The sequence below is a fragment of the Geodermatophilus sp. DSM 45219 genome, from assembly GCF_900104025.1.
Classification (GTDB): Bacteria; Actinomycetota; Actinomycetes; order Mycobacteriales; family Geodermatophilaceae; genus Geodermatophilus.
In genome coordinates this window covers 342,393-367,570 of the sequence record NZ_FNIQ01000004.1, presented here as the reverse complement: position 1 = coordinate 367,570, position 25,178 = coordinate 342,393, and the positions used below count along the sequence as shown (strand labels likewise).

Here is a 25,178-nt window from a genome sequence, read left to right as displayed (position 1 = left end):
GCGGCCCGACGACGCGACGCCGTCGTGCCGGCCGGACCCACACGGTCCTCCCTCAGGACAGGACGAGGAGCAGGTCACCGCCCTCGACCTGCTGGATCTCGCCGATGGCGAGCCGCTGCACCGTGCCGGCCACCGGGGCGGTGATCGCGGCCTCCATCTTCATGGCCTCGATGGTGGCGATCGGCTGGCCGGTCTCGACGGTGTCGCCCTCGGCGACCTTGACGGTCACGACCCCGGCGAACGGCGCGGCGACCTGGCCGGGCTGGTTGCGGTCGGCCTTCTCCGCGGCCTTGACCTGCGCGTCGACGGAACGGTCGCGCACCGAGACCGGCCGCAGCTGCCCGTTGAGGGTGCACATGACGGTGCGCATGCCGCGCTCGTCGGGGTCGCCGACGGCCTCGATCCCCATGAGCAGGGTGACGCCGGGCTCCAGCTCGATGCTGTGCTCGACGCCGGAGCGCAGCCCGTAGAGGAACTCCTTGGTGGGCAGCACGGAGACGTCGCCGTAGGAGTCGACGTGCGCCTCGTACTCGCGGGTGGGCCCCGGGAAGAGCAGCCGGTTGAGCGTCGCCCGCGGCTGCTCGGCCAGCCCGCGCTCGTCGTCGGCGGACAGCTCGGCCGGCGGCTCGGCGGGTCGGCGTCCCTCCAGCGCACGGGTGCGGAAGGGCTCGGGCCAGCCCCCCGGCGGGTCGCCCAGCTCGCCGCGCAGGAAGCCGATGACCGAGTCGGGCAGGTCGTACTTGCCGGGCTCGGCGGCGAAGTCCTCGACGCTCACGCCGGAGCCGACCAGCTGCAGGGCGAGGTCGCCGACGACCTTGGACGACGGGGTGACCTTGACCAGCCGGCCCAGCAACCGGTCGGCGGCGGCGTAGGCGTCCTCGACCTCCTCGAAGCGCTGGCCCAGCCCCAGGGCGATGGCCTGCTGGCGCAGGTTGGACAGCTGCCCGCCGGGGATCTCGTGGGTGTAGACCCGCCCGGTCGGCGCGGGCAGCCCCGACTCGAACGGCGCGTAGACCCGGCGCACCGCCTCCCAGTAGGGCTCCAGGTCGTTGACCGCGGCGAGGTCCAGGCCGGTGGCCCGCTCGGTGGCGTCGGTCGCGGCGACGATCGCCGACAGCGGCGGCTGGCTCGTCGTCCCGGCCATGGAGGCGACCGCGCCGTCCACGGCGTCGACCCCGGCGGACCAGGCGGCGAGCAGGGTGGCCAGCTGGCCGCCGGCGGTGTCGTGGGTGTGCAGGTGCACCGGCAGGTCGAACCGCTCGCGCAGCGCCCGGACCAGAGTGGCCGCGGCCGGCGGGCGGAGCAGGCCGGCCATGTCCTTGATCGCCAGCACGTGCGCGCCGGCCTCGACGATCTGCTCGGCCAGCCGCAGGTAGTAGTCGAGCGTGTAGAGGGTCTCGCCGGGGTCGGAGAGGTCGCCGGTGTAGCACAGCGCCACCTCCGCGACCGCCGTCCCGGTCCCCCGGACGGCGTCGATCGCCGGGCGCATCTGGGCGACGTCGTTGAGCGCGTCGAAGACCCGGAACACGTCGATCCCCGTGCGCGCGGCCTCCTCGACGAACGTCGTCGTGACCTGCTCGGGGTAGGGCGTGTAACCCACCGTGTTGCGGCCGCGCAGCAGCATCTGCAGGCAGAGGTTGGGCACCGCCTCGCGCAGCGCCGCGAGCCGGTCCCACGGGTCCTCGTGCAGGAAGCGCAGCGCGACGTCGTAGGTCGCCCCGCCCCAGGCCTCCAGGCTGAACAGCTGCGGCGCCGTGCGGGCGACGTGCCCGGCGACGGCGAGCAGGTCCTTGGTGCGCACCCGGGTGGCCAGCAGGGACTGGTGGGCGTCGCGGAAGGTGGTGTCGGTGACCGCCAGCGCCGTCTGCGCGCGCAGCTGCGCGGCGAACCCCTCCGGGCCCAGGTCGAGCAGCCGCTGGCGGGAGCCGTCCGGCGGCGCGGCGCCCAGGTCGACGCGGGGCAGCTTCTCGACCGGGTCGACCAGGTGCGGGCGCTCGCCGTGCGGCTGGTTGACGGTGACGTCGGCCAGGTAGGTGAGCAGCCGGGTGCCGCGGTCGGCGGAGCTGCGCGCGGTCAGCAGGTGCGGCCGCTGCTCGATGAACGAGGTCGTGACCCGCCCGGCGGCGAAGTCCGGGTCGTCGAGCAGCGCCTGCAGGAACGGGATGTTGGTGGCCACGCCGCGGATGCGGAACTCGGCGACCGCCCGCCGGGCCCGGGCCACGGCGACGCCGAAGTCGCGCCCGCGGCAGGTCAGCTTCACCAGCATCGAGTCGAAGTGCGCGCCGACCTCCGCGCCCAGCGACGAGCCGCCGTCCAGCCGGACCCCGGCGCCGCCGGGCGAGCGGTAGGCGGTGATCCGGCCGGTGTCCGGGCGGAACCCGTTGGCCGGGTCCTCGGTGGTGATCCGGCACTGCAGCGCCGCCCCCCGCAGCACGATGGTGTCCTGCGACAGGCCCAGGTCGGCGAGGGTCTCCCCCAAGGCGATCCGCAGCTGGGACTGCACCAGGTCGACGTCGGTGACCTCCTCGGTGACCGTGTGCTCGACCTGGATCCGCGGGTTCATCTCGATGAAGACGTGCCGACCCTCGCGGTCGAGCAGGAACTCCACCGTGCCGGCGTTGACGTAGCCGATGGCCCGGGCGAAGGCGACCGCGTCGGCGCAGATCCGCTCGCGCAGCGCGGGGTCGAGGTTCGGCGCCGGGGCCAGCTCGACCACCTTCTGGTGCCGGCGCTGCACCGAGCAGTCCCGCTCGAAGAGGTGGACGACGTTCCCGGCACCGTCGGCCAGGATCTGCACCTCGATGTGCCGCGGCTCGACGACGGCCTGCTCCAGGAAGACCGTGGGGTCGCCGAACGCCGACTCCGCCTCCCGCATCGCCGCCTGCACCGCGCCGGCCAGCTCCGCCGCTTCCGCCACCCGCCGCATGCCGCGCCCACCGCCGCCGGCGACCGCCTTGACGAACACCGGGAACGGCAGCTCCTCGGCCGCGGCGAGCAGGGTGTCCAGGTCGGCGCTGGGCTCGGTCGAGGCCAGCACCGGCAGCCCGGCGTCCCGGGCCGCGGCGATCGCGCGCGCCTTGTTGCCGGTCAGCTCCAGCACCGACGCCGGCGGGCCGACGAAGGTGATCCCCGCCTGCGCGCACGCCTCGGCCAGCTCCGGGTTCTCCGAGAGGAACCCGTAGCCGGGGTAGACGGCGTCCGCCCCGGCCCGCCGTGCCGCGCCGACGACCTCGTCCACCGAGAGGTAGGCACGGACCGGGTGGCCCTCCTCGCCGATCTGGTAGCTCTCGTCGGCCTTGAGCCGGTGCACCGAGTTGCGGTCCTCCCACGGGAAGACGGCGACGGTGGCGGCTCCCAGCTCGTAGGCCGCGCGGAACGCCCGCACCGCGATCTCGCCACGGTTGGCGACCAGGACCTTGCTGAACACAGGCGCTCCTCAGGGGTCGGGGTGGGAGACGAGCGTCCCAGACGCCGGGCCGGTGGCCCAGGTGACCACCCGCATCCGCCGCGTGGCCCGGCCGGACGGGCCGGGCCAGGCGGTACGGAGGTCGTCGCGACAGGAGGTCGTCAGGCGACGGCGGGGCGCTGCCCGACGTGCCGGCCACGGCGTCCGCCCAGCGCCTTCTCGACCACGTCGCCCAGCCGCTCGGAGGCGTACGCGAGCAGCACCCCGACCAGCAGGGAGACCACCGTCGACCAGAACAGCGCCCCGGTGCCGAAGAAGCTCGCCGCGCCGATGAAGGCACCCGGGATGAACGCCAGCGGCGGCCACCCGGCCTGGACGCACATGCCGAAGGCCGCGAGCGCCACGAACAGGCCGAGGACGGCCGCCGAGCCGGCCACGACCTGACCGGCCGCCCACACGATCAGCCAGCCCCAGACCACACCGCTGACGTTGGAGGCGGCGGTCTTGACCAGGCCGGCGGTCCCGCCGCCGACGGCGTAGAAGCAGGCCCAGGCGGCGAAGCCGACCCAGACGACGAACGGGGACTGCCACGACCCGAGTTGGGTCACCGTGCCGGCGAACCAGGTGAACAGGCCGGCGAGGACGCCGATGGAGATGCCGAGTGCCGTCAGTCGCTTCACGTCGCTCCTCAGGGGGTGCCTGCGTCGCGGCCGCGGACGCGGCCGGTCCGATGTGACCGCGGTCACGTCGATGGCCGATGACGCTAGGGACGTCAGCACCCGTTGCGGAGCGGGGCACCTGTCTCACTTTGGGACTCAGCGCTGCTCAGGGGACCAGTAGGCCGCGGCGCCCCCCGCAGGCGGCGCGGTGCACCCGGCACACCCCCCGGGGACCGCGATCGGTGCACACCACGGGGGTGGTGAGCCAACACACCGACCGATCTGGTCCCGTTACCGACCGGATCGGTCGGTGACGCCGTACCGTCCTCCGACGTGACCCGACCGTTCCGGCAGCTGGTGGACGAGGGCATCCTCGACCGCGCCGCCGCCCTGTTCGCCCGCCGCGGCTACGCGAAGACCTCCGTGCAGGACGTCGCCGACGCGGTCGGGCTGTCCAAGACCGGCCTGCTGCACCACTACCCGAGCAAGGACGCGCTGCACGAGGCGGTGCTCGGCCAGGCCGCCACGCTCGGCCGGCGGGTGCTCGACCAGCTGGGCGACCTGCCCCCGGGGCCGGCCCGCGACCTGCGGGCCCTGGAGGTCCTGGTCGACGTGGCGCTCGCGCACCCCGGGCTGGTCGCGCTGATGCTGGCCCCGGTGACCGACCTGGACGCCGAACCGGAGTCCGCCGTCACCGACCTGGTGCTGCGGGCCTTCGGCGTGGACCCCGAGGTCCTGGAGCCGCCACGCGCGGTCCGGGTCGTCGGCGCCCTCGCCGCGCTCGCCGTCCTCACCCTCGCCGCACACGCGCAGGACCGGACCACCGCGTGGCGGCAGCACATCGTCGCCACCTGCTTCGACGCGCTCGGTCACCGCCGACCCGGCGCGGCTCTCCCCGACCCCGACCAGGTGGAGGCCTGATCCCCCATGGCTCTTCTGTTGTCCCGGCTCGGTGCGTTCTCGCACCGGCACCGCACGGCCGTCGTCCTCGTCTGGCTGGTGCTGCTCGTCGGCGGCGGCGTGGGGGCGGTGACCCTGGCCGGTGAGACGTCGGACAGCTTCGCCATCCCCGGCCAGGAGTCCACCACCGCGCTGGAGCGGATCAGCGAGGAGTTCGGTGCCGCGGGCGGCGCCACCGCGCAAGTCGTGGTGGCCGCCCCGGAGGGCTCGACGCTGGCCGACCCGCAGAACGCCGCGGCCATCGGCGCGCTGGTGGCCGAGCTCGGCGAGCTGCCCGGCGTCGCGTCGGCCAGCGACCCGCTGGACCCGGCGGCCCCGTCGGTGAACGCCGAGCTCACCACCGGGTACAGCACCGTCACCTACGGGGCCCCGGTCGGCGAGGTGACCCCCGCGCAGCAGGACGCACTGACCGCCGTCGTCGAGGACGCCGGGGACGGCGCGCTCACCGTCGAGGTCACCGGCCAGGCGGTCCAGGCACCCCCGCACATCGGCGGTCCGGCCGAGGTCATCGGTGTGGTCGTCGCGCTGGTGGTCCTCGCGGTCACCTACGGCTCGCTGGTCGTGGCCGGGATGAACCTGCTGACCGCGCTGGTCGGCGTCGGCATCGGCGTCCTCGGCATCACGATCGCCACCGGCTACACCGAGCTGTCCTCGACCACCCCGGTCCTGGCCGCGATGCTGGGGCTGGCCGTCGGCATCGACTACGCGCTGTTCATCGTCAACCGGTTCCGCCAGGAGCTCCGCCGGGGCGCCGACGTCGGCACCGCCATCACCACCGCCGTCGGCACGGCCGGCTCCGCGGTCGTCACCGCCGGGCTCACCGTCGTCATCGCGCTGACCGGCCTGTTCGTCGCCGGCATCCCGTTCCTCACCCAGATGGGCCTGGCCGCGGCAGCGACCATCGTCGTCGCCGTGCTCGTCGCGCTCACCCTGGTGCCGGCCGCACTGGGCTTCCTGGGGCTCCGCGTACTGCCGAAGCGGCAGCGCGGCCAGGCGCACACCCACCACGCGGCCGGGCCGGGCTTCCTGGCCGGCTGGGTCACCACGGTGACCCGCCACCGCGTCGTGGCCCTGCTGCTGGCCGTCGTGGCCCTCGGCGCCGTCTCCGTGCCGTTCTTCTCGATGCAGACCACGCTCGTGCAGACCCCGCCGGAGGACAGCTCGCAGGCCCGCGCCGACGAGCTGCTCGCCGACGGCTTCGGCGAGGGCTTCGGCGGCCCGCTCACCGTGCTCTTCGAGGGCGACCGCGCGGTGCCGGCCGCGACCGCGGCCGCCGGTCAGGTGACCGGTCTGGACGACGTCGCCCTCGTGACCCCGCCGGTGCCGAACGCCGACGGCACCGCCGCGCTGCTGAGCGTCATCCCGCGGTCCGGCCCGACCGACCCGGCCACCGAGCAGCTGGTGGCCGACCTGCGCGACCTGCTGGCCGACGCCGACGGCGCCGACACCTCGGTCACCGGCGCGACCGCGGTGAGCGTGGACGTCGCCGCCAGCCTGGACGCCGCGCTGCCGGTGTACCTGGCGCTGGTCGTGGGCCTGGCGCTCGTGCTGCTGGTGCTGGTCTTCCGCTCGCTGCTGGTGCCGCTGGTCGGCGTCCTGGGCTTCGTGCTGACCGTCGGGGCGGCGCTCGGCGCCACCGTCGCGGTGTTCCAGTGGGGCTGGCTGGCCGGCCTGGTCAACCTCGAGGGCACCGGCCCGCTGATCAGCCTCACGCCGATCCTGGTGATCGGCATCCTGTTCGGGCTGGCGATGGACTACCAGATCTTCCTGGTGTCGCGGATGCACGAGGCGCACAGCCACGGCGCCTCGCCGCTGGAGGCGATCCGCACCGGCTTCCGCCAGGCGGCCCCGGTCGTCGTCGCGGCCGCGCTGATCATGTTCTCGGTGTTCGCCGGGTTCGTGCCCTCTGGCGACGCGACGATCAAGTCGATCGCCTTCGCGCTGGCCGCGGGCATCGCCTTCGACGCCTTCGTCGTCCGGATGGTGCTGGTGCCCGCGGCACTGGCCCTGCTCGGGGACACGGCGTGGTGGCTGCCGCGCTGGCTGCGCTGGCTGCCGACCCTGGACGTCGAGGGTGCCGCGCTGGAGCGGCACGCCCCGCCGGCGCGGACCGAGCAGCCGGAGTCGGTCGGCGCCGCCGGGCGCTGACCGGCTCCCGCACGCACGGCGCGGCCCGTCTCCCCCGGGGAGGCGGGCCGCGCCGCGGTTCGGGTGGGGGGTCCACGTACCGGTGACGCAGGCGTGACGGGTGGGTGACGGCCACTGGTCTTGGATGACCGTCACCCGGTGCTCCGGCGTGGAGGGTGGGCCGCTGACGCGGGGCGCCCCTGCGGCAGCGCAGCTGCGAGGAGTGAGTCACGATGGGCCGTTCCGAGCGCGATGCAGACGTCGACCGGGACACAGGGGCCGACACCGCGGTGGACCCAGGTCCGGCATCGGCGCCCAACGCCGTCGAGGGGGCTCCGGACACCCGGCCGGACGCCGGGACCACGCCCCGCTCGACCGAGACGTCGGATGCGCGGGCGAGCTCCGGGGGACGCCGCGGGCAGGACCAGGGCGATCGGGCGACGCGCGGCACGCGACGGGGCCCCCGGGGCCTCTCCCTCCACCTCGGCGTCAACTACGTCGGAGAGGGCTACGTCCCGCCGCCGCCCGAGCTCTACGGCTGCGTCAACGACGCCGACGCCATGGCCGACATCGCGAGTGACGAGGACTTCGACGTCACCGTGCTGGTCGACGAGCAGGCGACGAGCGATGCCTTCCGGAGGTGGTTGGAGGACGCCGCCGACACGCTGACCGAAGGCGACATGGTGGTCGTCTCCGTGTCCAGCCACGGCGGACAGCTGCGGCCGTTCTCCAGCGACCGGCAGGAGCGGGACCGGCGGGACGAGACGGTGTGCCTGTTCGACAGGGAGGTCCTGGACGACGAGGTGCACGACCTGTTCTGCAACTTCTCGCCCGGCGTGGAGGTCTTCACCTGCTTCGACCTGTGCCATGCCGGTGGCACCACGCGATCCCGGCTGAAGAGCGCCTACTACGACACTCTCGGGCAGACCACCTTCCGGTCGATCCGAGGCGACTCCACCGCGGACCCGGACGAGTCGCTGGACGACCTCCTGGTCCCGGATCCGTCGTTCGGGCTCGCACCCGGGAGCCCGGACGAGCAGGGAGCCCTGGAGCTGCTGGTCGGCCGGCTGCTGGAGTCCTTCGGCATCGCGGCCGACCTCCTCGTCGCGGGAGCGGTGGCCGGCGGCTCCCAGGAGTACGACGACGCCGTCCGCGAGGTGCTGCAGCGGCTGCGACCGGGACCACGGGCGCGCCAGCGGGCACTGCCGGAGGAGACCGAGGAACAGACGCAGCAGGCCAACTACGACGAGTACCGCGCACTGCAGGAGCGGTACGCGCGCCGACGGTCGATGGCCGCCAGCCTCATCTACTTCGGTGCCTGTGCGGAGAACCAGCTCGCCCAGGACGGCGACGACAACGGACTGTTCACCGGCCGCCTGGTCCAGGCGTGGCGTCGAGGGCGTTTCCGTGGCGGCCACCGGAGCTTCCACGACGCGATCGTGGCGGGCATGCCGCCCACCCAGTCGCCGGTGTACCTCGTCGACGGGCGACCCGACCGCGAGTTCGAGCTGCGGCGTCCGTTCACGCTCGGGAAGCGCGTGCCCCGTCGATCGATCATCGCCGGCAGCGACCGGGGTGCTGCTGCGGCACGACGTGGAGAGACGGTCAGTCGGTAGCCACCGTGGAGGTGCGGGATGGTCAGGTTGGGCAACGATCGGGACGACCGCGTGCTGGACCGCGACGTCGAACGTGACCAGGGCCGGTCGTCCCGGTCGCGCTCGGAGGAACGCGACGACCGCGTGAGGGCGGAGGACCTGGAGCAGAGGCAGCCGTCCGCGGCCGCCGCGGACCTCGGCGGCTCGCAGTCGTCGCGGGGTCGTACGACGTCCGCCGTCCTGGAGGAGGACGTCGCCACCGATCTGCAGCAGCTCCAGCAGGAGCTGGCGCAGCTGAGACGGAGGGTCGGCGACGGTGACGGCCGGCGCACCACGCGCTCGCCGGTCCGGACGAGCCCTGCCCAGGACGACGACGGGGCGGTCAGCCGGTCCGGCGGTCCCGGACGGCTGAGGTCGTCGGACTTCCGGGACATCGGCGGCGTCCGGGACGTCCCCCGGCCCGCCCTCAACCGGCGGGTGACCAGTCCCGACATCACCGGCGCGGCGCACTACATGGAGACCGACGTGACCGTCAACCAGGACGGGATGCTCTGGGCCTCGACCCGGACGTGGTCGGACAACTGGATCGTCGGCTTCACCGGTGGGGTCATCGCCTGGGTCACGGACGAGGGCGGCAACTTCCTGCACCGGACGTCACCGCAGACCTACGGCGTCGACGGCAAGGGCATCTTCTGGAAGCCCAGCTCCCGCATGGAGTTCTGGCAGGAGCAGGTGCCCGCCGACTACGTGCCGGCCGCCCGGGCGATCGAGATCCTGCACTTCCACGCGCCCCGGCCCCGCGTCGGAGAGATCATCAAGGAGATCCTGGACACTGCGGACGACGCTGCCGGCGCCTACGCCGTCCTGTCCGGGTACGGGGTCTTCTAGCCGGGCTGGTCCGGCGGGACCTCGCGGCGCGCGACTCCCGCTGCCCGATCGCCTCGCGTTCGAGGACGGAGCCTGCACGAGGGGTCATCGGGCGCCGTCGGGCGCCGACCCCTCGTCGCACGGCGCGGCCCGCCTCCCCGGGGAGGCGGGCCGCGCCGCGTCTCAGCGCTCGACGACGTTGCGCAGCTCGCGGCCGGCCAGCAGCGCCGCGAGGTTGGCGGCGACCAGCTCGTCGGCGCCCACCGGCCGGCCGCCGGCCGCGTGCGGGGTCAGCAGCAGGTTCGGCGCGTCCCACAGCGGGGAGTCGACCGGCAGCGGCTCCACCTCGGTGACGTCGAGGGCGGCACCCGCGACGTCCCCCTGGCGCAGGGCGGCCACGAGGGCCGGCTCGTCGACGGTGGCGCCCCGGCCGACGTTGACCACCAGCGCGTGCGGCGGGAGCGCGGCGAGCCGGCCGGCGTCCAGCGCGTGGGTCGTGGCCTCGGTGGCGGGCAGGATCATGACCAGGACGTCGGTCTGCCGCAGCTCCGCCTCCAGCTGGTCCTCCGCGACGACGGGGAAGCCGGCCCGCTCCCCCGCGCTGCGCCCCACCCCGCGCACCTGCGCGCCGAGGGCCTGCAGCAGCGGAGCCAGGGTCTGCCCGATGCTGCCGAAGCCCCAGACCAGCACGCGCGCGTCGAGCAGGGTGGTCACCGCGCCCTCGGGGTGCAGCGGCTGGAGCCCGCCGAGCTCGTCGGCCCAGCGGTGCCCGGCCTGGGCGGCGAGCGCGGCCGGCAGCCGGCGCAGCAGCGCGAGGACCAGGGCCAGGGCGTGCTCGGTGACCGGCCGGTCGTGCAGGCCCTGACCGGAGGTGACCAGCACGCCGTCGGGGAAGCCCGCGGCGAGGACGGCGTCCGGCCCGGCCGCGAGGGTCTGGATCCAGCGCAGCCGCGGCATCCGGCCGGCGACGGCGCGCAGGTCGCCGGTCGAGCTGCCCCACACCACCAGCACCTCGGCGTCGAGGTGCTCGTCGGGCACCGGGGCGGTCGCGTCGTAGCGCACCGCCTCGACCCCCTCGGGCAGCGTCGGGTCGAGCGGCAGGGAGTCGGGCAGCAGCACCTTCACGCCACCCAGCCTGCCCGGTGGCCCGGTCGCTGTCGCGCCACGGTGGCCCGTGGTGCGGGCAAGGAGATGGCAAAAATCCGGGAAGCGGGGGAAGCGGACCACCTCGCCGCCGCGCCGCCGCGGCCAGGATGGCGCGACCCTCGGACGGACAGGCGGTTCCCGATGCTCGCCGCGCACACCAGCTCTCCCGGCACGGCTGCGGCCACCCCGGTCACCGGCCCCGCGAAGGACCGGTCCCTGGGCGTCGACGTCACCCGCGGGATCGCCCTGATCGCGATGCTGGCGACCAACGTCTGGGAGGTCTTCGACGACGACGGCCGGCTGACCCTGACCGGGATGACGCTCACCGGACGGGCGGCGACGCTGTTCGTGATGGTCGCCGGCATCAGCCTGGCCTTCATCTCGGGGGGTCCCCGCCCGGTGCGGGGTCCGGCCCGGCGGGCCGCCCGGGCGAACATCGCCGTCCGCGCGGTGCTCATCGGCACCCTGGGCCTCGCGCTGGGCTACGTCTCGCCCGACTCGGTCGGGATGATCCTGACCTACTACGGCGCCTTCTTCCTGCTCGCCATCCCGCTCGTCGGCCTCCGCCCGCGCACGCTGGTCGGCATCGCCGGGGCGCTCGTCGTGGTGGGTCCGCTGCTGCTGATGGCCGCGGGGAGCCTCGGCCTGGAGGACGAGTTCGACCCGCTGCCGACGCTGACCTCGCCGATCACCGACCCGGTCGACCTGCTCCTCCTGGTGCTCGTCACCGGGACCTTCCCCGCGGTGACCTACACCGCCTACGTCTGCGTGGGGCTGGCCATCGGGCGCCTGGACCTGTCCTCGCGGACCGTCGCCGTCCGCCTGCTGGCCGGTGGGCTGGCGCTGGCGGTCGCCGCGTGGTCCGCCTCGTGGCTGCTCGTGTCCCGCCTCGGCGGCCTGCAGCGCCTGCTCGCGGCGTCGGAGCCGGGGACGACCGCGGCCGAGGTCGTGTGGGACGGGGACCTGGTCGACTCCTGGTGGTGGCTGGCGTCGCGCACGCACCACTCGGGGACGCCGCTGGACATGCTGAGCACCCTCGGGTCGGCGATCGCGGTCCTCGGCGCGGTGCTGCTGGTGTGCCGGCTGCGTCCCCCGCAGCGCCTGCTGCGACCGGTGGCGCTGGCCGGGTCCATGACCCTGACCGTCTACGCCACGCACGCGGTCGTGCTGGCCATCGTGCCGACCGACGACCTGCTCGCGCTGTGGCTGGGTCTCGTGGCCGGCGCCGTGGTCTTCGCCGTGCTGTGGAACCGGTGGGTGGGCCAGGGACCGCTGGAGCGGCTGGTCGCGATCCCGGCCGACCGGGCGCGCCGGTGGGTGCTCGGTCGCGGACCAGCCGCAGCCGGCCGTGGACACCAACCCGTGACGTGACCGTCGAGCGCCCGCCTCCGACCCTCAGCGCCGCAGGGCCTCGGGGAGCTCGCCCGCCCACGCGGCGTGCAGCAGGCGCTCGACGCCCTCCCTGGTGACCGGCCGCGGGTTGGCGTAGGGGGCGGCGACGGCCGGCTCGGCGATGCGCGGGACCTCCTCCTCCCGCATGCCGAGCTCGGCCAGCGACCGGGGCGCGCCGAGCCGGCCGGCGAGCTCCCACAGCTCGCGGGCCGGGTCGGGGACGCCGCCGAGGGCCCGGGACAGCGCGGCGACCGCGTCCGGCGCAGCCGGCTGGTTGTACGCCAGCGCGTGCGGCAGCACGACGGTGTGCGTCGGCGCGTGCGGCAGGTCCAGGGTGCCGCCGAGGGCGTGGCACAGCTTGTGGTGCAGCGACATGGTGGTCGCACCCAGCACCGCCCCGCACAGCCAGGCGCCGTACTGGGCCTCGCCGCGGGCGTCGAGGTCGGTGCCGTCGGCGACCACCCGCGGCAGGGCGGCGGCCAGCGCCCGGGCGCCCTCCTCGGCCATCAGCGAGACGATCGGCGTCGCGTCGGGGGCGTACAGCCCCTCGACGGCGTGCGCGATCGCGTTGACCCCGCTGGTGGCCGACAGCTGCGCGGGCAGGGTCAGCGTCAGCTCCGGGTCGTAGAGCACGCTCGCGGGCAGCACCCGGAGGTCGCGGCCGGTGCGCTTCACCCCGCCCTCGGTCAGCCCCCACACCGGCGTCATCTCCGAGCCGGCGTAGGTGGTCGGGACGGCGACCACCGGCAGGCCGTGCTCCAGCGCGATCGCCTTGCCCAGCCCGATCGCCGACCCGCCGCCGACCGCCACGCAGCCGTCGGCGCCCAGCTCGGCGGCCAGCTCGCGGGCCCGGTGGGCGACCTCGACGGGCACGTGCATCCGGGCCTCGGCCAGCACCCCGGCGGCCCGCGCGCCCAGTGCGGCGGCGACCTGCTCGCCGGTGGCCTGCTGCTCCGGGGAGCACAGCACCAGGACCCGCTGCAGGCCGAGCCGGTCGACCTCGTCGGGCAGCGCGGCCAGGGAGCCGGGGCCGAAGACGACCCGCATGGGCAGCGCGGTGTGGGTGAACGGCCCGATCACGAGGGCGCGCCCCGTACCACGGTCGGCTGCGCCTGCGCCGGTTGGGCGGCCGGCGGGGCCTGGTCGGCCCGCAGCAGCGTCAGGTCGAAGGTCAGCGTCCGGAACGGGTTGGCCAGCCCGACCTCCGCCGCGCGCGCCGGGTCGTCGACCTCCGGCACGTCCCGGATCAGGCTCTCCTTGACCCCGAACACCGCGTCGGAGTCCAGGTAGGGGCTGTCGGCGACGAACACGTGCGTGGTCACCGGCCGATGGCCCGGAGCGGCGACGATGAAGTGCAGGTGCGCCGGCCGGTAGGGGTGCCGGCCGGTGGCGGCCAGCAGCCGGCCGACCGGCCCGTCGTCGGGGATCGGGTAGTACCGCGGCACGACCGAGCGGAACCAGAACCGGCCGTCGTCGTCGGCGGTGAACAGCCCGCGCAGGTTGCCCGCCGGCTGGATGCCGGGCTGCTGGACGTCGTAGAAGCCGTCCTCGTTGGTCTGCCACACGTCCACCGACGCCCCCGCCAGCGGCTCGCCGTCCGGACCGGTCACCCGCCCGGACACCAGGCACGGCGTGCCCTTGCCGTCCAGCGCGATGTCGTCGCCCAGCTGCCGCGGCGGCGACTCGACCATGTGGAAGGGCCCGAGCACCGTCGACTCCGTCGAGGTGCCCCCGGTGCGGTGGTTGATGGTCTCGACCAGCATCGAGACGCCCAGGACGTCGGAGAGCAGGATGAACTCCTGCCGCACGTCGTCGCTCATGTGCCCGGTGCGTGTGAGGAAGTCGATCGCGGACCCCCACTCCTCCTCGGTCAGCTCGACGTCCTTGACGAAGGCGTGCAGGTGGTGGACCAGCGAGGTCAGCACCGTCTTCAGCCGCGGGTCGGGGGTGTTCGCGAAGCTCGCGGCCACGACCTCGGCCGAGCCCTTCTCGGTGAACAGCTGCCGGTCGCTCACGCCCGCACCTCCTCGACCCGGTCCAGCACGGTGCGCAGCGCGCGCTCCAGCGCCGCCTCGGCCTCGGCGTCGGACGCGCCGCCGGCCTGGCGGAAGGCGACGTGGTTGTCCGGTCGGGTGAGCAGCACGCCGCCGTCGTCGATGCCGCGGACCCGCGCCCAGTCGCCGTACAGGTCGTCGTGCTCCTGACCGGGGCCGATGACGACGGCGGCGACGTCGATGCCCAGCCGCTCCCCCACCGCGGCCGCGGCGCGCACCCAGCCGTCCCCACCGATGCCGGTGAACACGGTGAACCGGCCGTGCCCACCGAGGTCGAGGGTGGAGACCTGGCGGCGGTGGTCGGTGGTCAGCCAGGCGTGCGGCAGCTTGGCGCCGGGGCGCGAGGTGGCGTGGGAGTAGAGCTCCGGGTCGCGGACCGGCTGCTCCGGCGGGGTGCCGTCCGGCACCACCGCGGCGGACTCGTAGCGCTGGTCCATCTCCACCCCGTGGCAGTTGAACTCGTAGTCCTTGAACGCGATCGCCTCGCGCAGGGCCGCGCGCTGCTTCTCCGCCTCGGGCGTCGCCTGCTTGCGGGCGGCCATGTGCTCGACCATCAGCTCGGGGTCCTCGGTGTCCAGCAGCCCGAGGGCGTCGAAGATCCGGGCGGTCTCGCCGATGCTCTGGTTGGCCCGGTCGACGATCTGCCTGCCCACCGGCGCCCGCTCGGCCGAGTAGGTGTCCAGCAGCCCCGGACCCGCCTGCCCCCTGACGACGGCGGCGAGCTTCCAGGCCAGGTTGTAGGCGTCCTGGATCGAGGTGTTGGAGCCCAGGCCGTTCGACGGCGGGTGCCGGTGCACGGCGTCGCCGGCGCAGAACACCCGGCCGGCGGAGTACCGCTCGGCGTACACGTGGTTGACCGTCCACGCCGAGCTGGAGGTGATCGACACCTTGACCGAGTCGTCACCGACGAGCTTGCGCACGATGGAGAGCGCGAACTCCTCGGTCAGGTCCGGCGCCGGGCCGTCGATGTCGTAGCCCCAGACGATCAGCCACCTGTGCCAGGGCCGCACCATGCGCACCAGGCCGGCGCCGATGCCGCCGACGTCGGCGCCCGGCTGCAGCACCCAGTACAGGACCGACGGGCGGTCGGCGACCAGGTGGGACAGGTCGGCCTCGAAGACGATGTTGATGCTGCCGCCGACTCCCATCCGGCCCCGCAGGGGGAGGCCGATGTCCTCGGCCACCTGGCTGCGGCCGCCGTCCGCGCCGATCACGTACCTCGCCCGGATCTCGTACTCGTCACCCCGTAGCCGGTCGCGCACCTGCACGGTGACGCCGTCGTCGTCCTGCTGCAGCGACAGGTACTCGGTGTCGAAGCGGACCCTCGCCCCGCGGGACTGGGCGTTGTGCAGCAGCACCGGCTCCATCAGGTCCTGCGGCATGTCGCAGATCCGCGACGGGCTGGCCGCGGTGTAGTCGGCCAGCCGGTCGGGCCGGGTGCCCCAGGCGTGCAGCCGGCCGAGCTCCTCACCGGCGATCGAGGTGCAGTAGACGAGGTTGCCCATCAGCTCCTGCGGAACGGCCTCGGCCATCACCTCCTCCTCGACGCCGAGGTCGCGCAGCGCCTCCATGGTGCGCTGGTTCGTGATGTGCGCCCGGGGGGTGTCGGCCAGCCGCCCGTACTTGGTGATCACGGTCGTCCGGACGCCGTAGGTCGCCAGGGCCAGTGCGGCCGCGGAACCGGCCGGTCCGCTGCCGACGACCAGGACGTCGGTGTCGAGGTCTGCCATGGGTGCCTCTCCTCGGGGCTCGGGTCACGTCGGCTCCGAGTGTGCGGCGCGCCACGACCCGCACGCCTGCACGATCCGGCCGTCTTCCTGCACGGATCGCGCGGTCGGACGAGGGACGGCCCGCTCAGCAACCGCGCCGGACGGCCCCGGGGGTGGTGTCGAGCCGCGCCCGCATGACCCGGGTCAGGTGCTCCTGGTGGGAGAACCCGCACCGGACGGCGATGTCGGCGATCGAGGCCCCGTCGCTGCGCAGCAACCGGACCGCCTGGTCGACGCGGAGACCGAGGAGGAACCGGTGCGGCGCGAGGCCGGTGCGCGCCTTGAACCGCCGGCTGAACTGGCTGACGCTCAACCCGGCGACCGCGGCCAGGTCGGCCAGCGAGAGCGGCTCGGCCAGCCGCTCCTCCATGACCGCCCGCACGGCCGCCAGCTGCCGGTCCCCCAGCCCGCCGGCGGGCCGGTCGTCCCCGGAGCCGGCCCCGGCACCGTGCCGTCGCACCAGCTGCGCGGCGACCATGCTGCCGAGCTGGTCGAGGTAGGTGCGGGCTGCGGGCTCCCAGCGGCGGAGCGTCTCGTCCATCGAGAGCACCAGCTGTTCGAGCAGCCGGTCGCTCGTGCCGAGCTCCTCCCCCAGCTCCACCGGCTCGTCCGACCCGGCGGCGTCCTGGACCAGGTCGTCGGTGAGGTAGAGGTGCACGGTGCTCAGCGGGCCGCCGAGCTCGACGGTCAGGTCCCGGCCCGCCGGCTGGATGAACAGTCCGCCCGCCGGGACCGTCCGGGAGCGGCTCAGCCTCCCCCTCCTGCGGCGCACGGTGACCGGCCCGTCCAGGTGGAGGATCACCAGGTGGGTGCGCGCGGCCTGGAACGACTCCTGGTACGGGCGCTCGCGCTGGACGGACAGGTACTGGCTGCCCCACCCCAGGCCGGCGCTCGTGCGCTCGGGTCGGATCCACGGCTGCCGGAGGATGCCGTTGGTGTCCTGGAGCCCTAGTTCACTCGACACACGGACCGTTCCTCGGCCGACGGATGGCGTGTTGCCTGCGGTGTACGCCGGCTCAGCCTAACCAGGGCACCTCCACCGGAGCCCGGGGTGCCCGGACCGGCGTCCGCCGGGGGCCGCCGGCCGGGGCCGGTCCCGTCCTGCCCCCGGGCGGGTGGAGGCCACGGCCGGTCAGCCCGCCGCCGCGCCGGCCACCTCCGGGCCGCGCAGCGGCTGGTCCAGCGTCAGCTCGCCGACGTGCAGGCGTGCGATGTGCAGGTCCTGCACGTCGGCCCGCCCGAGGGCCAACCGGCCGACGGCCAGCGCCCCGACCGCGAGGGCACCGACGGCGAACGCACCGGCCGCCAGCGCGCCGGTGGCCAGCGCGCCCGCCGCCGCGGCCCGCACGGCCACCCCGCGCAGCTCGAGGTCCGCTGACGGCGATCGCAGCCGGTAGCGGCGCGTCACCGGTCGGTCCCCGGGTTCGTGCCGACCGGGGGCGCGTCGGCCGGTGCCGGTCGCGGCGCCGGCGGTCGTGCGGCCGGGCCGGCAGCGGGCCATGGTGGCGGGCCGTACCGCGTGGGCGCCGGCCCGGGCGGGGCGGGCCGGGCGCGGTGGACGGCGAGGCCGACGAGCAGTGCCCCCGCGACGGCGAGCACACCGCCGACCACCAGCAGCGCGACCCAGATCCAGGTCAACGCGGGCACGGTGACGCCGGCGCGCGCATCGACGTCCACCCCGGCCGACCCGTCGGCGCGCATCACCACGACCGTCCAGTCGCCGTCCGTCGGCGTCCACCGCAGGGTCTGCGTGCCCGTCCCCTCCGTCCGGGCGGCCCAGAAGTCCTGCTGTCCCGGGGGGCTCGCCGGCGGGCCGCCGCGGATCTCCCCGGTGGTGCCGGACCCGGCATCCGGGTCGAGCTCGTCGACCTGCCGGTGCGCGACCCCGGCCAGGTACCGGTCGACGTCGGCGGCCCGGGCCACCCCGACGAACACGCCGGTCGACGGGTCGACCGCAGTCGCCTCGACGCGGACGTCGCCGATCACCTCGTCGACCACCCACTCCTCCCCGGCGGTGTCCAGGGTGATGTCGTCGACGGTGAGCGCGTGACCGCTGGTGGAGAGGGTGTCGGTCGCGGACCACACGTGACCGTCCTCGCGCTGCGCCGTGTCGGCCCAGGCCAGCCCGATCCCGCCGACGAGCGGGCCGGTGGCGGCCAGGAGCAGCACGGCACCGGCCACGACCGCCACGACCCGGCCGGCGGTCCAGCGCTCCGCGGAGTCGTACCGGGGTGGCTGGGGCGCGACCGCCCCGGTCGGAACGGGCGCAGCCGCGGGGCCGGCCGGCAGCGGCCCGCTCGGGCCCACGGGACGGGAGCCGGGGTCGGCGCCGCCCATGTCCATCCGGAACGGCGGGTAGCGGTCGGTCATCAGCGCCACGTAGGCCGCCACCCGCAGCACCCAGCGGTCCATGCCCAGCACGAAGTCGTAGACCGGCTGCGGGTAACGGCCGGAGAAGAGCAGCACGACACCGGCGATCAGGACGAGCAGGCCGACCAGTCCACCGGCGCCCCAGCCGTCGTCCCAGACGCCGGCATCGGCCGTCGAGGACGTGCTGATCCACAGGCCCCCGCCGGCGAACAGGGCGACCACCAGCAGGTGCGGGAGCGCCAGCAGCCAGGACTTCACCAGCACCAGGCCGCGGGACAGCCGTTCGGGATACGGCACGTCCAGCCGCGCCGGGTAGTCCGGCACGTCGGCGAGGGTGAACGGCGGGTACCGGTCGGTGCCGAGCGCGCCGTAGCCGTAGTAGTGCACGCGCCAGCTCCAGCGGAGCACCCCGACGTCGAAGTCGAACAACGCCCGGGGGTAGCGGCCGGTGACGAGGATCGCGAACCAGGCGACCACGGTCAGCACCATGAAGGCGACCCAGAGGAACGCCAGGACGACGTAGTGCGGGATGAGCAGGAACCACTTGACCAGCCACAGCCAGCGCGACAGCGGCGCGTCCATCGACGCGTCGACCCGCACCGGGTAGGGCGGATGGGTCTCGGTCACGGCGACCTCCCTCTGGCTCGGGCCACCCGACCGCGCGGTCGCGCCGCCGGTCGGTGGCCTCCCTCGAGCGTCGTGCGGCTCCCTGCGAGCGGACACCGTCGTCCGTCCACCCCGCGAGAGCCGGAGGTCCCTCCGGACCCGTCGGTCTGCGGCTGGAGGCTGCGGCGCGCGCTCACGCGGCGCCGCGGCTCGCTCGGACCACGTCGAGACCTCCGCCCCCCGCCGTCCGCCTCTCGGCCTCGGTCACCTGGTGGGGTTCCCGCCGGACCGGCCGGTCCGCGGGCTGCCCGGGTCCCTCCGGCCGGGGCTCGTCGTCCGGTCGGCTGACCGGACGGGCCGTGCCGGTAAGCCCCTGTGGACGGCTGCGCCGCGCGATCGGTCCCGGGCGTTCACGCCTGCGACCCGGGCGGTTGGTCCATGGGTTCCCCATGGACCACCATCGACGACCGAGCCCGCACAGGGCTACGACCTGCGGTCGTGCTCCCCTGCTTGCACTCGAACCACCAACCCCTGCGATGTGATCTCTCGCTCTACGGATGGCCTTGGTCCTCGCTGGTTGCGCAGGGCGCAGCGGCAAATGAGCCGCGTGGCGGCGACGGCGCACGATGGCCGACGACGGCAGTATCGGATGAACTGGAGATGCATGGACGTCCCTCGGAGGCGATGACCCGCTCCGAGGCACGCGCAGCCCGCCTGCTCCGCTCGGCGAGGACCGGTTCGGTGCCTGCCGCGCGCATCGGTGCCAGGTTCTGGCGTCGTCGCCCACCGCGGCGGCCGAACGATCAGGAGACCGCCGTCCGGTCCGTCGACGGCGAAGACATCGTGGCGCTGCACGCTCCTCGTGCTCGACCTGCGCAAACGGTCGAGCACGAGCGGCAGCGGATCCCACGCAGGTGACCAGGGGTCATGCCGGCACCGGGTCGACCGGATCGGGTGTCCCACGCCGCCGTTTGGCGACGACCTCGACTGGGCCTGCCCGTGTCATCGACGGCGGGCGAAGAGCAGGCTCAGTCCGGGCGGGGGGCGGAACGGTGACCAAGCGCCCTCGGCCATCCCCAGCCGGTCGGCCAGCAGCCACAGCACCGCCGGGTTGCAGGCCAGGCCGAGGTGGCTGCCGCGCACCTCCACGTTCTCCCGCCGGGAACGGACCTCGTACCGACACGACGACCAGTGCACGATGCCGTCGGCCCGCGTGTAGACCGACGTCGCGGGCACGCGCAGGGAGCCGCGCTCGGCCCAGGCCCGGGGCAGCGCCGGCGCCCCGCCGAGGAGGCGGGTGCCGCCGTCGACGACCCTCGAGGCGGTGCGGACCCAGGGAGCCCATCGCACCACCGGCGTGCCTAGGGTGACCAGTCCGCGGACGCTGCCCGGCGCGGCTCTGGCCAGTTCCTGCGCGTAGAGCCCGCCGAGACTCCAGCCGACCAGGCTGACCCGCCGTCCCGAGGTCCGGTGCAACTGCTCGAGTCGTGCGCGCAGCGTGTGGACGACGCGGCCCGTCGGGCCCCGGTTGGTGCCCAGGCTCCAGCCGGACACGTCATGGCCCAGGGCGCGCAGCGCGGTCCGCAGCACCAGGGTGGCGGGGTCGCCGGTCATCAGCCCCGGCAGCACCAGCACCGGGTGGCCGTCACCGCGGCGGGCAGTCGCGAGCAGCGGCCAGACAGCCGCGAGGGCGGCGAGGTCCAGTGCCGCCCGCGGCGGCTCGGTGAGCAGCAAGGCTCGTGACGGGAGGCGCTTGACGGCAGGCACCCGGACAGCATCCATCGCGCGGAACGTCCCGACTCGGCAGGCCGTCGACTGCAGACCGCCTGGCGCCGAATCCGGTGGGACCGGCAGGGAACCATGCCACCCTGGAGGACGGCTGATCCGCGCAGTGGGACCTGCATCGACCGCCGGTCACCCGGTCGGCGTCCTCGACCGGTCGGTCCGTGTGGCCGAACGCTGCGTGCCCGCGGACGGCGGCGTCGCGGTGCCCGACCGGCAGGCCCGGACCGGGGGGGCACGCTCATCCGGGGGGAGTCATGCCGTGAGCCGAGAGGGACGCGGCGGACAGTCTGGCGTGGCCGCGCCACGAGATGTAGGCAGAAGCCGTTCTGGCCGTCGACGAGGAGAACTCCCATGGCCGACAAGTCGCCCCACGACAACCACTCCGCGAAGAAGTCGGGCAAGGCCGTCAAGGTCAAGCGCAGCGAGCACAAGGAGAAGCAGCGGGCCGCCACAGAGATGGAGCGGCTGATGCACCCTCGCAGGGCCAGGACCTGAGCGGCCGTCGCGCCGATCCGACCCTCGGTGGGGGCCTTCTGCCGCAGGCTCCTGGCTCGGCAGCCGGCTCACGGCGTCGTCCACCAGGTCGATGAGTTCTCGGGCCATGCCGTCCCGTCGCCGTCGACCTCGATGGAGGTCCGGATCGTCACGAGATGTCGCCTGGCCCGGCGTCACGAACGGCCTCCTCGCTGCCCAGGTTGCTGATGGCAACACCGCGATCCCCCCACTCGACCCCGCCGCTCTCCCAGGCCGAAGCCGTCCGCGATGACCTGCGCCTCGTGCCCACGGTCGGGAGGAACCTGGTTCGGCGCCCAGCGCTCGACCACCAGCCCGAGGGCACACTCCCCCGGGCCACTGCGCGCTGCAGACGTCGCGGTCCTCGATGACGTCGGCCAACCCGCTCGGTCGATCGGAGCACCGGGAACCAGCTGGAAGGCGCCGAGCTCGGCGAGGTGCTCGGTGTCGAAGAGGCCGCACGCCTGCCAGCTCGGCAGGGGATCCTGCGGGGGTGTCCCTCCGTCCGGCCTCCGGTGGCAGCAATCCAGGCCGGATGGGTGGTGCTCGACCACCATCGTCTCTCGTCCGGGATCGTCCACCGCGGTCCACCGCGGTGCCCGTACGCGACCTCCTGACCCCCAGTCGTCGGCCGCGGGTCCACGGTGGTCCACCCGAGTCCGTCTGTGCAGCTCAGCCGTGATGTGAGAGCCGGCGGACGAGGGCAGACGATCCCGGACGCACCCACGTGGTGGTCGAGGTGGGCGTTGGGAGGAGCAGGCGCGGGCCACCAGGGATCGGCTCGGGAGACGGGCGGGGACCGCCCCGGCTGCTGGGGGCGCCGGTCAGGAAGTCGAGGCCAATGTGCGCCCGATGCCGCGGGCGGCGGCCCGGACCCCGGGGATGTAGGGGCGGACGGCAGACGCCGAATTGCCGCGGACCACGATGGACAGCGCGGCGACGACAGTGCCGCGGACCTCGACCGGCGCGGCGACCGACACCGCATCGCCGGTCACCTGTCGGTCGCTGATCGCCACCCCGCTGCGGCGGACCTCGGCGAGGGCGCGGCGCAGCTGTCCCGGGTCGGTGATCGTGTGCCGCGTGTACCCCACCGGGGGGCGGGCGAGTACCTCCTCCTGGACCTCGAGCGGGGCATGGGCCAGCAGCACCAGGCCCACCCCGGTCGGCGGCAGGGCGAAGCGCCCGCCGACCCGGGTGAGCACGCCGACGGCCGACCGCCCGGCGATCCGCTCGACGAAGACCAGCTCGGTGCCGTCGCGCACGGCCAGCTGCACGTTCTCGTGGGTGACCTCGTAGAGGTCCTCCATGAACGGCAGCGCCGCCTCGCGCAGCCCCAGCCCGCGTGGCGCGAGGGCGCCCAGCTCCCACACCCGCAGGCCCACGCGGTAGCGGCCGTCCTCGTCGCGCTCGACGCCGCCCCACGCGCACAGCTCTCCGACCAGGCGGTGGGCGGTCGACAGCGGCACGCCGACCGCCCGGGCGATCTCCGACAGCGTGAGCGCCGGCCGGTCCCGCGTGAAGGCGTCGAGGACGGCGAGCAGCTTGCCGCCCGCCGTCCGCCGGGGCTGCAGCGGTCCGGCACGGAGGCCGCTGGTCACGGGACGTCGATGGAGACGACCGCCGGCCGCCCGTCACCGCCGGCCAGCCCCCCGGTGCGGGCGCTGACCACGCGGGAGACGCAGCACTGCAGCCGGTCGCCCGCCCGGTGCTGGTCGTCGCTGAGGAAGACGTCGCGGTGGTCGATGACGCCGTCGACGTCGAGGACCTTGACCTCGCACAGACCGCACTCGCCGCGGCGGCAGTCGAACATCATGTCCGCACCGCACGCCTCCAGCGCCTCGAGCATCGACACGTCGTGCGGCACGAGGGTCTCCAGGCCCAGCCGCGGGATGCGCACGGTGAACGCCTCGGGGGCGAACCGGCCGCTGCTGCCGAACGTCTCGAACCGCAGGTCGGCCGGGCGCCGTCCGGCCCGGGCCCAGGCCGACCTGATCGCGTCGAGCATCGGCGTGGGCCCGCAGACGTACAGCTCCCCACCGACGGGGACGCCGGCGACGAGCTCGGCGACGTCGAGGGAGCTCCCCTCGTCGTCGACCCGCAGGTCGAGGCAGTCACCGTGCTCGGGGACCAGCTCGTCGAGGAATGCCATGAGGTCCCGCGACCGGGCGCCGTAGACGAAGCGGTAGTCCGCGCCGCGGGCCTTGAGCGCCTTGCCCATGGCCACCATGGCGGTGATGCCGATGCCTCCGGCGGCCAGGACGTAGCCGGGCTTGCCATAGTTGAGCGGGAAGTTCTGCAGCGGCTGGGTGATCGACACCTCCTGTCCCCGCCGCAGGTTGTGCATGTAGGCCGAGCCACCTCGGCTCTGCCGGGCCAGCTGCACACCGAGGACCAGCTCGGTGCCGTAGCCGCTCATGCCCACGACGGAGTACGAGCGGACGTCGGCGCGACCGTTGACGTAGACCCCGATGTCGATGTGGCTGCCGGGGGGCGCGGGCGCCTCGAGCCGCTCGGGCTCGAGGACGATCCGCCGGACGTGCTGGGCTACCTCGCGGACGTCGATCACCCGCGCCCTCCGCCACCGCTTGGCGCTCGTGGCTGCCATGTCGACCGCTCCCGCTACAGTCCGCGGCCCATGAGGCCGGCCGTGGGCTGCTCCCGGTGCCGGGCCACCCCGCCGGCCACCTCCGCTGCCTGACCGGTTCCGCCGTCGCCCGGCAGCTCGGCGTTGGCCGCGCCGGTGACCTCGGTCATCGCGGCGGCGGCGTGCCCGGCCTCGTCGCTCACCGCACCGACGTCCGAACCGAGCTCGGCGTCGATCATGCGTTGCACGATGCGGCGGGTCCACATGCTGCCCGCGTCGATGTTGAGGTTGTAGAAGTCGTAGTCCGGGTTGGCCTCGATCCCCCGCTGCTGGGCCTCGAGCATCTGCTCGTCCTCGAAGAAGACGTTGGACACGCCCTCGCGCAGCCGGGTGGTGATCACCTGCTTGTCCAGACACCAGTCGCGGGCGAAGGCCCACAGGTAGTGGCAGGTGTTGTCGGTCTCCGGCGTCATCGTGTTGATCACCGTGCCGGTGACCCCCTGGCTGCGGTCGCCCTCGGGTGCACCGGTACCGGCCTTGGCCACGCCCACGTCGATCGCGATGGTCGACGGCGCGGTGTAGTGGATGATCTGCCAGCGGTCGACCGGCTCGTCGTAGTCGGGGAAGCGGTCCTGCAGGTTGCGCTTCCAGAACGGCGGCGGCTCGATGCCCAGCATCCACTTGGTCACCGCCACCGTCCGGTCGGTGTGGGTCACGGTGAACTCCGACTCCGACAGTGCATCGTGGCCGATGCTCGACCCGTGCACGAACTGCTCGTGGGTGAGGTCCATGAGGTTGTCGACGATCAGCTGGTAGCTGCAGTTGACGCGGATGGTCTTGCCGTCGCCGGCCCAGTCGGGGTGCTCGTTCCAGTACAGGTCGGGCACCAGCGCCGGGTCGGCCAGCGCCGGGTCGCCCGGCCAGATCCACACGTAGCGGTGCCGCTCCACCACCGGGAAGGAGTGCACCGTGGCGCTGGGGTTGATCGTCTCCTGCGCCGGCATGAACGTGGCCCGGCCGTCGGGGTCGTAGCAGATGCCGTGGTAGCCGCACATGATCTCGTCCTCGCCGCGCAGCTTGCCCATCGACAGGGGCGCCAGCCGGTGCCAGCAGGCGTCGGCCAGCGCGACCGGACGACCGCCGGTGGTCCGGTAGAGGACGACCGGCCGGTTGGCGATCGTCTTGGGCAGCAGGTTGCGCCCCACCTCGTGGTCCCACGCCGCCGCGTACCAGGCGTTGAGCGGGAACGAGCGGAACCCGGCGTGCCCGGTCGGGCGGCCGATGGAGGCGGGCGAGGTCGAACCGGTCATGTTCGGAGTTCCTTCGGAGGTCTCGGACGGGTCGG

Annotated in this window: 19 protein-coding genes; 6 read left to right on the top strand and 13 right to left on the bottom strand. The window is 74.3% G+C overall.

The window, feature by feature from the left end; genetic code table 11:
• Positions 1 to 52 precede the first annotated feature (52 nt).
• Together BLR12_RS14675 and BLR12_RS14670 are read right to left on the bottom strand one after the other, a co-directional pair.
• Entirely contained in the window at positions 53 to 3,427 is a 3,375-nt protein-coding gene (locus tag BLR12_RS14675) for a pyruvate carboxylase (protein WP_091379431.1), read from the bottom strand.
• A gap of 140 nt (positions 3,428 to 3,567) precedes the next feature.
• Positions 3,568 to 4,086: a DUF1097 domain-containing protein gene (locus BLR12_RS14670; protein WP_176832525.1), complete on the bottom strand. Its 519-nt coding sequence runs from the start codon at positions 4,084 to 4,086 to the stop codon at positions 3,568 to 3,570.
• 312 nt (positions 4,087 to 4,398) lie between these two features.
• On the opposite strand from BLR12_RS14670, the gene BLR12_RS14665 reads away from it, so the two are divergent.
• From BLR12_RS14665 to BLR12_RS14650, 4 genes are all read left to right on the top strand, one after another.
• Positions 4,399 to 4,986, top strand: a complete 588-nt coding sequence (locus BLR12_RS14665; protein WP_091379425.1) for a TetR/AcrR family transcriptional regulator — start codon at positions 4,399 to 4,401, stop codon at positions 4,984 to 4,986.
• A gap of 6 nt (positions 4,987 to 4,992) precedes the next feature.
• Positions 4,993 to 7,173 (top strand): MMPL family transporter, encoded by a 2,181-nt coding sequence (locus tag BLR12_RS14660; RefSeq protein WP_091379422.1) that lies wholly within the window; start codon positions 4,993 to 4,995, stop codon positions 7,171 to 7,173.
• 212 nt (positions 7,174 to 7,385) lie between these two features.
• A complete protein-coding gene (locus tag BLR12_RS14655; RefSeq protein WP_091379420.1) occupies positions 7,386 to 8,768 on the top strand; it encodes a caspase family protein in 1,383 nt (460 codons plus the stop codon).
• Positions 8,769 to 8,891: 123 nt separating this feature from the next.
• Positions 8,892 to 9,635 carry a hypothetical protein gene (locus BLR12_RS14650; protein WP_143018780.1) on the top strand — a complete coding sequence of 248 codons (744 nt, stop codon included), beginning with the start codon at positions 8,892 to 8,894 and terminating at the stop codon, positions 9,633 to 9,635.
• A 162-nt stretch (positions 9,636 to 9,797) separates the two neighbouring features.
• Here BLR12_RS14650 and BLR12_RS14645 read toward each other — a convergent pair whose 3' ends face one another.
• Positions 9,798 to 10,739: a phosphoglycerate dehydrogenase gene (locus BLR12_RS14645; protein WP_091379415.1), complete on the bottom strand. Its 942-nt coding sequence runs from the start codon at positions 10,737 to 10,739 to the stop codon at positions 9,798 to 9,800.
• 162 nt (positions 10,740 to 10,901) lie between these two features.
• Here BLR12_RS14645 and BLR12_RS14640 point away from each other — a divergent pair, with 162 nt between their 5' ends.
• A complete protein-coding gene (locus BLR12_RS14640; protein WP_176832524.1) occupies positions 10,902 to 12,131 on the top strand; it encodes a DUF418 domain-containing protein in 1,230 nt (409 codons plus the stop codon).
• Positions 12,132 to 12,155: 24 nt separating this feature from the next.
• On the opposite strand, the gene BLR12_RS14635 is transcribed toward BLR12_RS14640, so the two are convergent.
• The 7 genes from BLR12_RS14635 to BLR12_RS14605 form a co-directional block, all read right to left on the bottom strand.
• Positions 12,156 to 13,232 carry a maleylacetate reductase gene (locus BLR12_RS14635; RefSeq protein ID WP_218120679.1) on the bottom strand — a complete coding sequence of 359 codons (1,077 nt, stop codon included), beginning with the start codon at positions 13,230 to 13,232 and terminating at the stop codon, positions 12,156 to 12,158.
• Positions 13,229 to 14,167 (bottom strand): intradiol ring-cleavage dioxygenase, encoded by a 939-nt coding sequence (locus BLR12_RS14630; protein ID WP_091379410.1) that lies wholly within the window; start codon positions 14,165 to 14,167, stop codon positions 13,229 to 13,231. The genes BLR12_RS14635 and BLR12_RS14630 overlap by 4 nt, the downstream gene beginning before the upstream one ends.
• Entirely contained in the window at positions 14,164 to 15,936 is a 1,773-nt protein-coding gene (locus tag BLR12_RS14625) for an FAD-dependent oxidoreductase (protein WP_091379407.1), read from the bottom strand. Before BLR12_RS14625 ends, BLR12_RS14630 begins: the two co-directional genes overlap by 4 nt.
• A 124-nt stretch (positions 15,937 to 16,060) precedes the next feature.
• Positions 16,061 to 16,939, bottom strand: a complete 879-nt coding sequence (locus BLR12_RS14620) for a helix-turn-helix domain-containing protein (protein ID WP_218120678.1) — start codon at positions 16,937 to 16,939, stop codon at positions 16,061 to 16,063.
• Positions 16,940 to 17,107: 168 nt separating this feature from the next.
• On the bottom strand, positions 17,108 to 17,383 hold the full coding sequence (locus BLR12_RS14615; RefSeq protein ID WP_218120677.1) for a hypothetical protein: 276 nt from the start codon (positions 17,381 to 17,383) through the stop codon (positions 17,108 to 17,110).
• Entirely contained in the window at positions 17,380 to 18,972 is a 1,593-nt protein-coding gene (locus tag BLR12_RS25255; RefSeq protein WP_255363511.1) for a DUF4389 domain-containing protein, read from the bottom strand. The genes BLR12_RS14615 and BLR12_RS25255 overlap by 4 nt, the downstream gene beginning before the upstream one ends.
• Before the next feature lie 981 nt (positions 18,973 to 19,953).
• Positions 19,954 to 20,685: an esterase/lipase family protein gene (locus BLR12_RS14605; protein WP_255363510.1), complete on the bottom strand. Its 732-nt coding sequence runs from the start codon at positions 20,683 to 20,685 to the stop codon at positions 19,954 to 19,956.
• A gap of 402 nt (positions 20,686 to 21,087) precedes the next feature.
• Between BLR12_RS14605 and BLR12_RS24580 the strand changes: the two genes are divergently transcribed.
• Positions 21,088 to 21,231 carry a hypothetical protein gene (locus BLR12_RS24580; protein WP_176832523.1) on the top strand — a complete coding sequence of 48 codons (144 nt, stop codon included), beginning with the start codon at positions 21,088 to 21,090 and terminating at the stop codon, positions 21,229 to 21,231.
• 842 nt (positions 21,232 to 22,073) lie between these two features.
• On the opposite strand, the gene BLR12_RS14600 is transcribed toward BLR12_RS24580, so the two are convergent.
• Genes BLR12_RS14600 through BLR12_RS14590 form a run of 3 tightly spaced genes read right to left on the bottom strand, consistent with a single transcriptional unit; the run spans position 22,074 to position 25,143 of the window.
• The gene (locus BLR12_RS14600; RefSeq protein WP_091379402.1) at positions 22,074 to 22,847 is read right to left on the bottom strand and encodes an IclR family transcriptional regulator; all 774 of its coding nucleotides are present in this window, start codon (positions 22,845 to 22,847) and stop codon (positions 22,074 to 22,076) included.
• Positions 22,844 to 23,854, bottom strand: coding sequence for a PDR/VanB family oxidoreductase (locus BLR12_RS14595; RefSeq protein ID WP_091379398.1), 1,011 nt, complete (start codon positions 23,852 to 23,854; stop codon positions 22,844 to 22,846). The genes BLR12_RS14600 and BLR12_RS14595 overlap by 4 nt, the downstream gene beginning before the upstream one ends.
• Before the next feature lie 14 nt (positions 23,855 to 23,868).
• On the bottom strand, positions 23,869 to 25,143 hold the full coding sequence (locus BLR12_RS14590) for an aromatic ring-hydroxylating dioxygenase subunit alpha (RefSeq protein ID WP_091379394.1): 1,275 nt from the start codon (positions 25,141 to 25,143) through the stop codon (positions 23,869 to 23,871).
• Positions 25,144 to 25,178 lie beyond the last annotated feature (35 nt).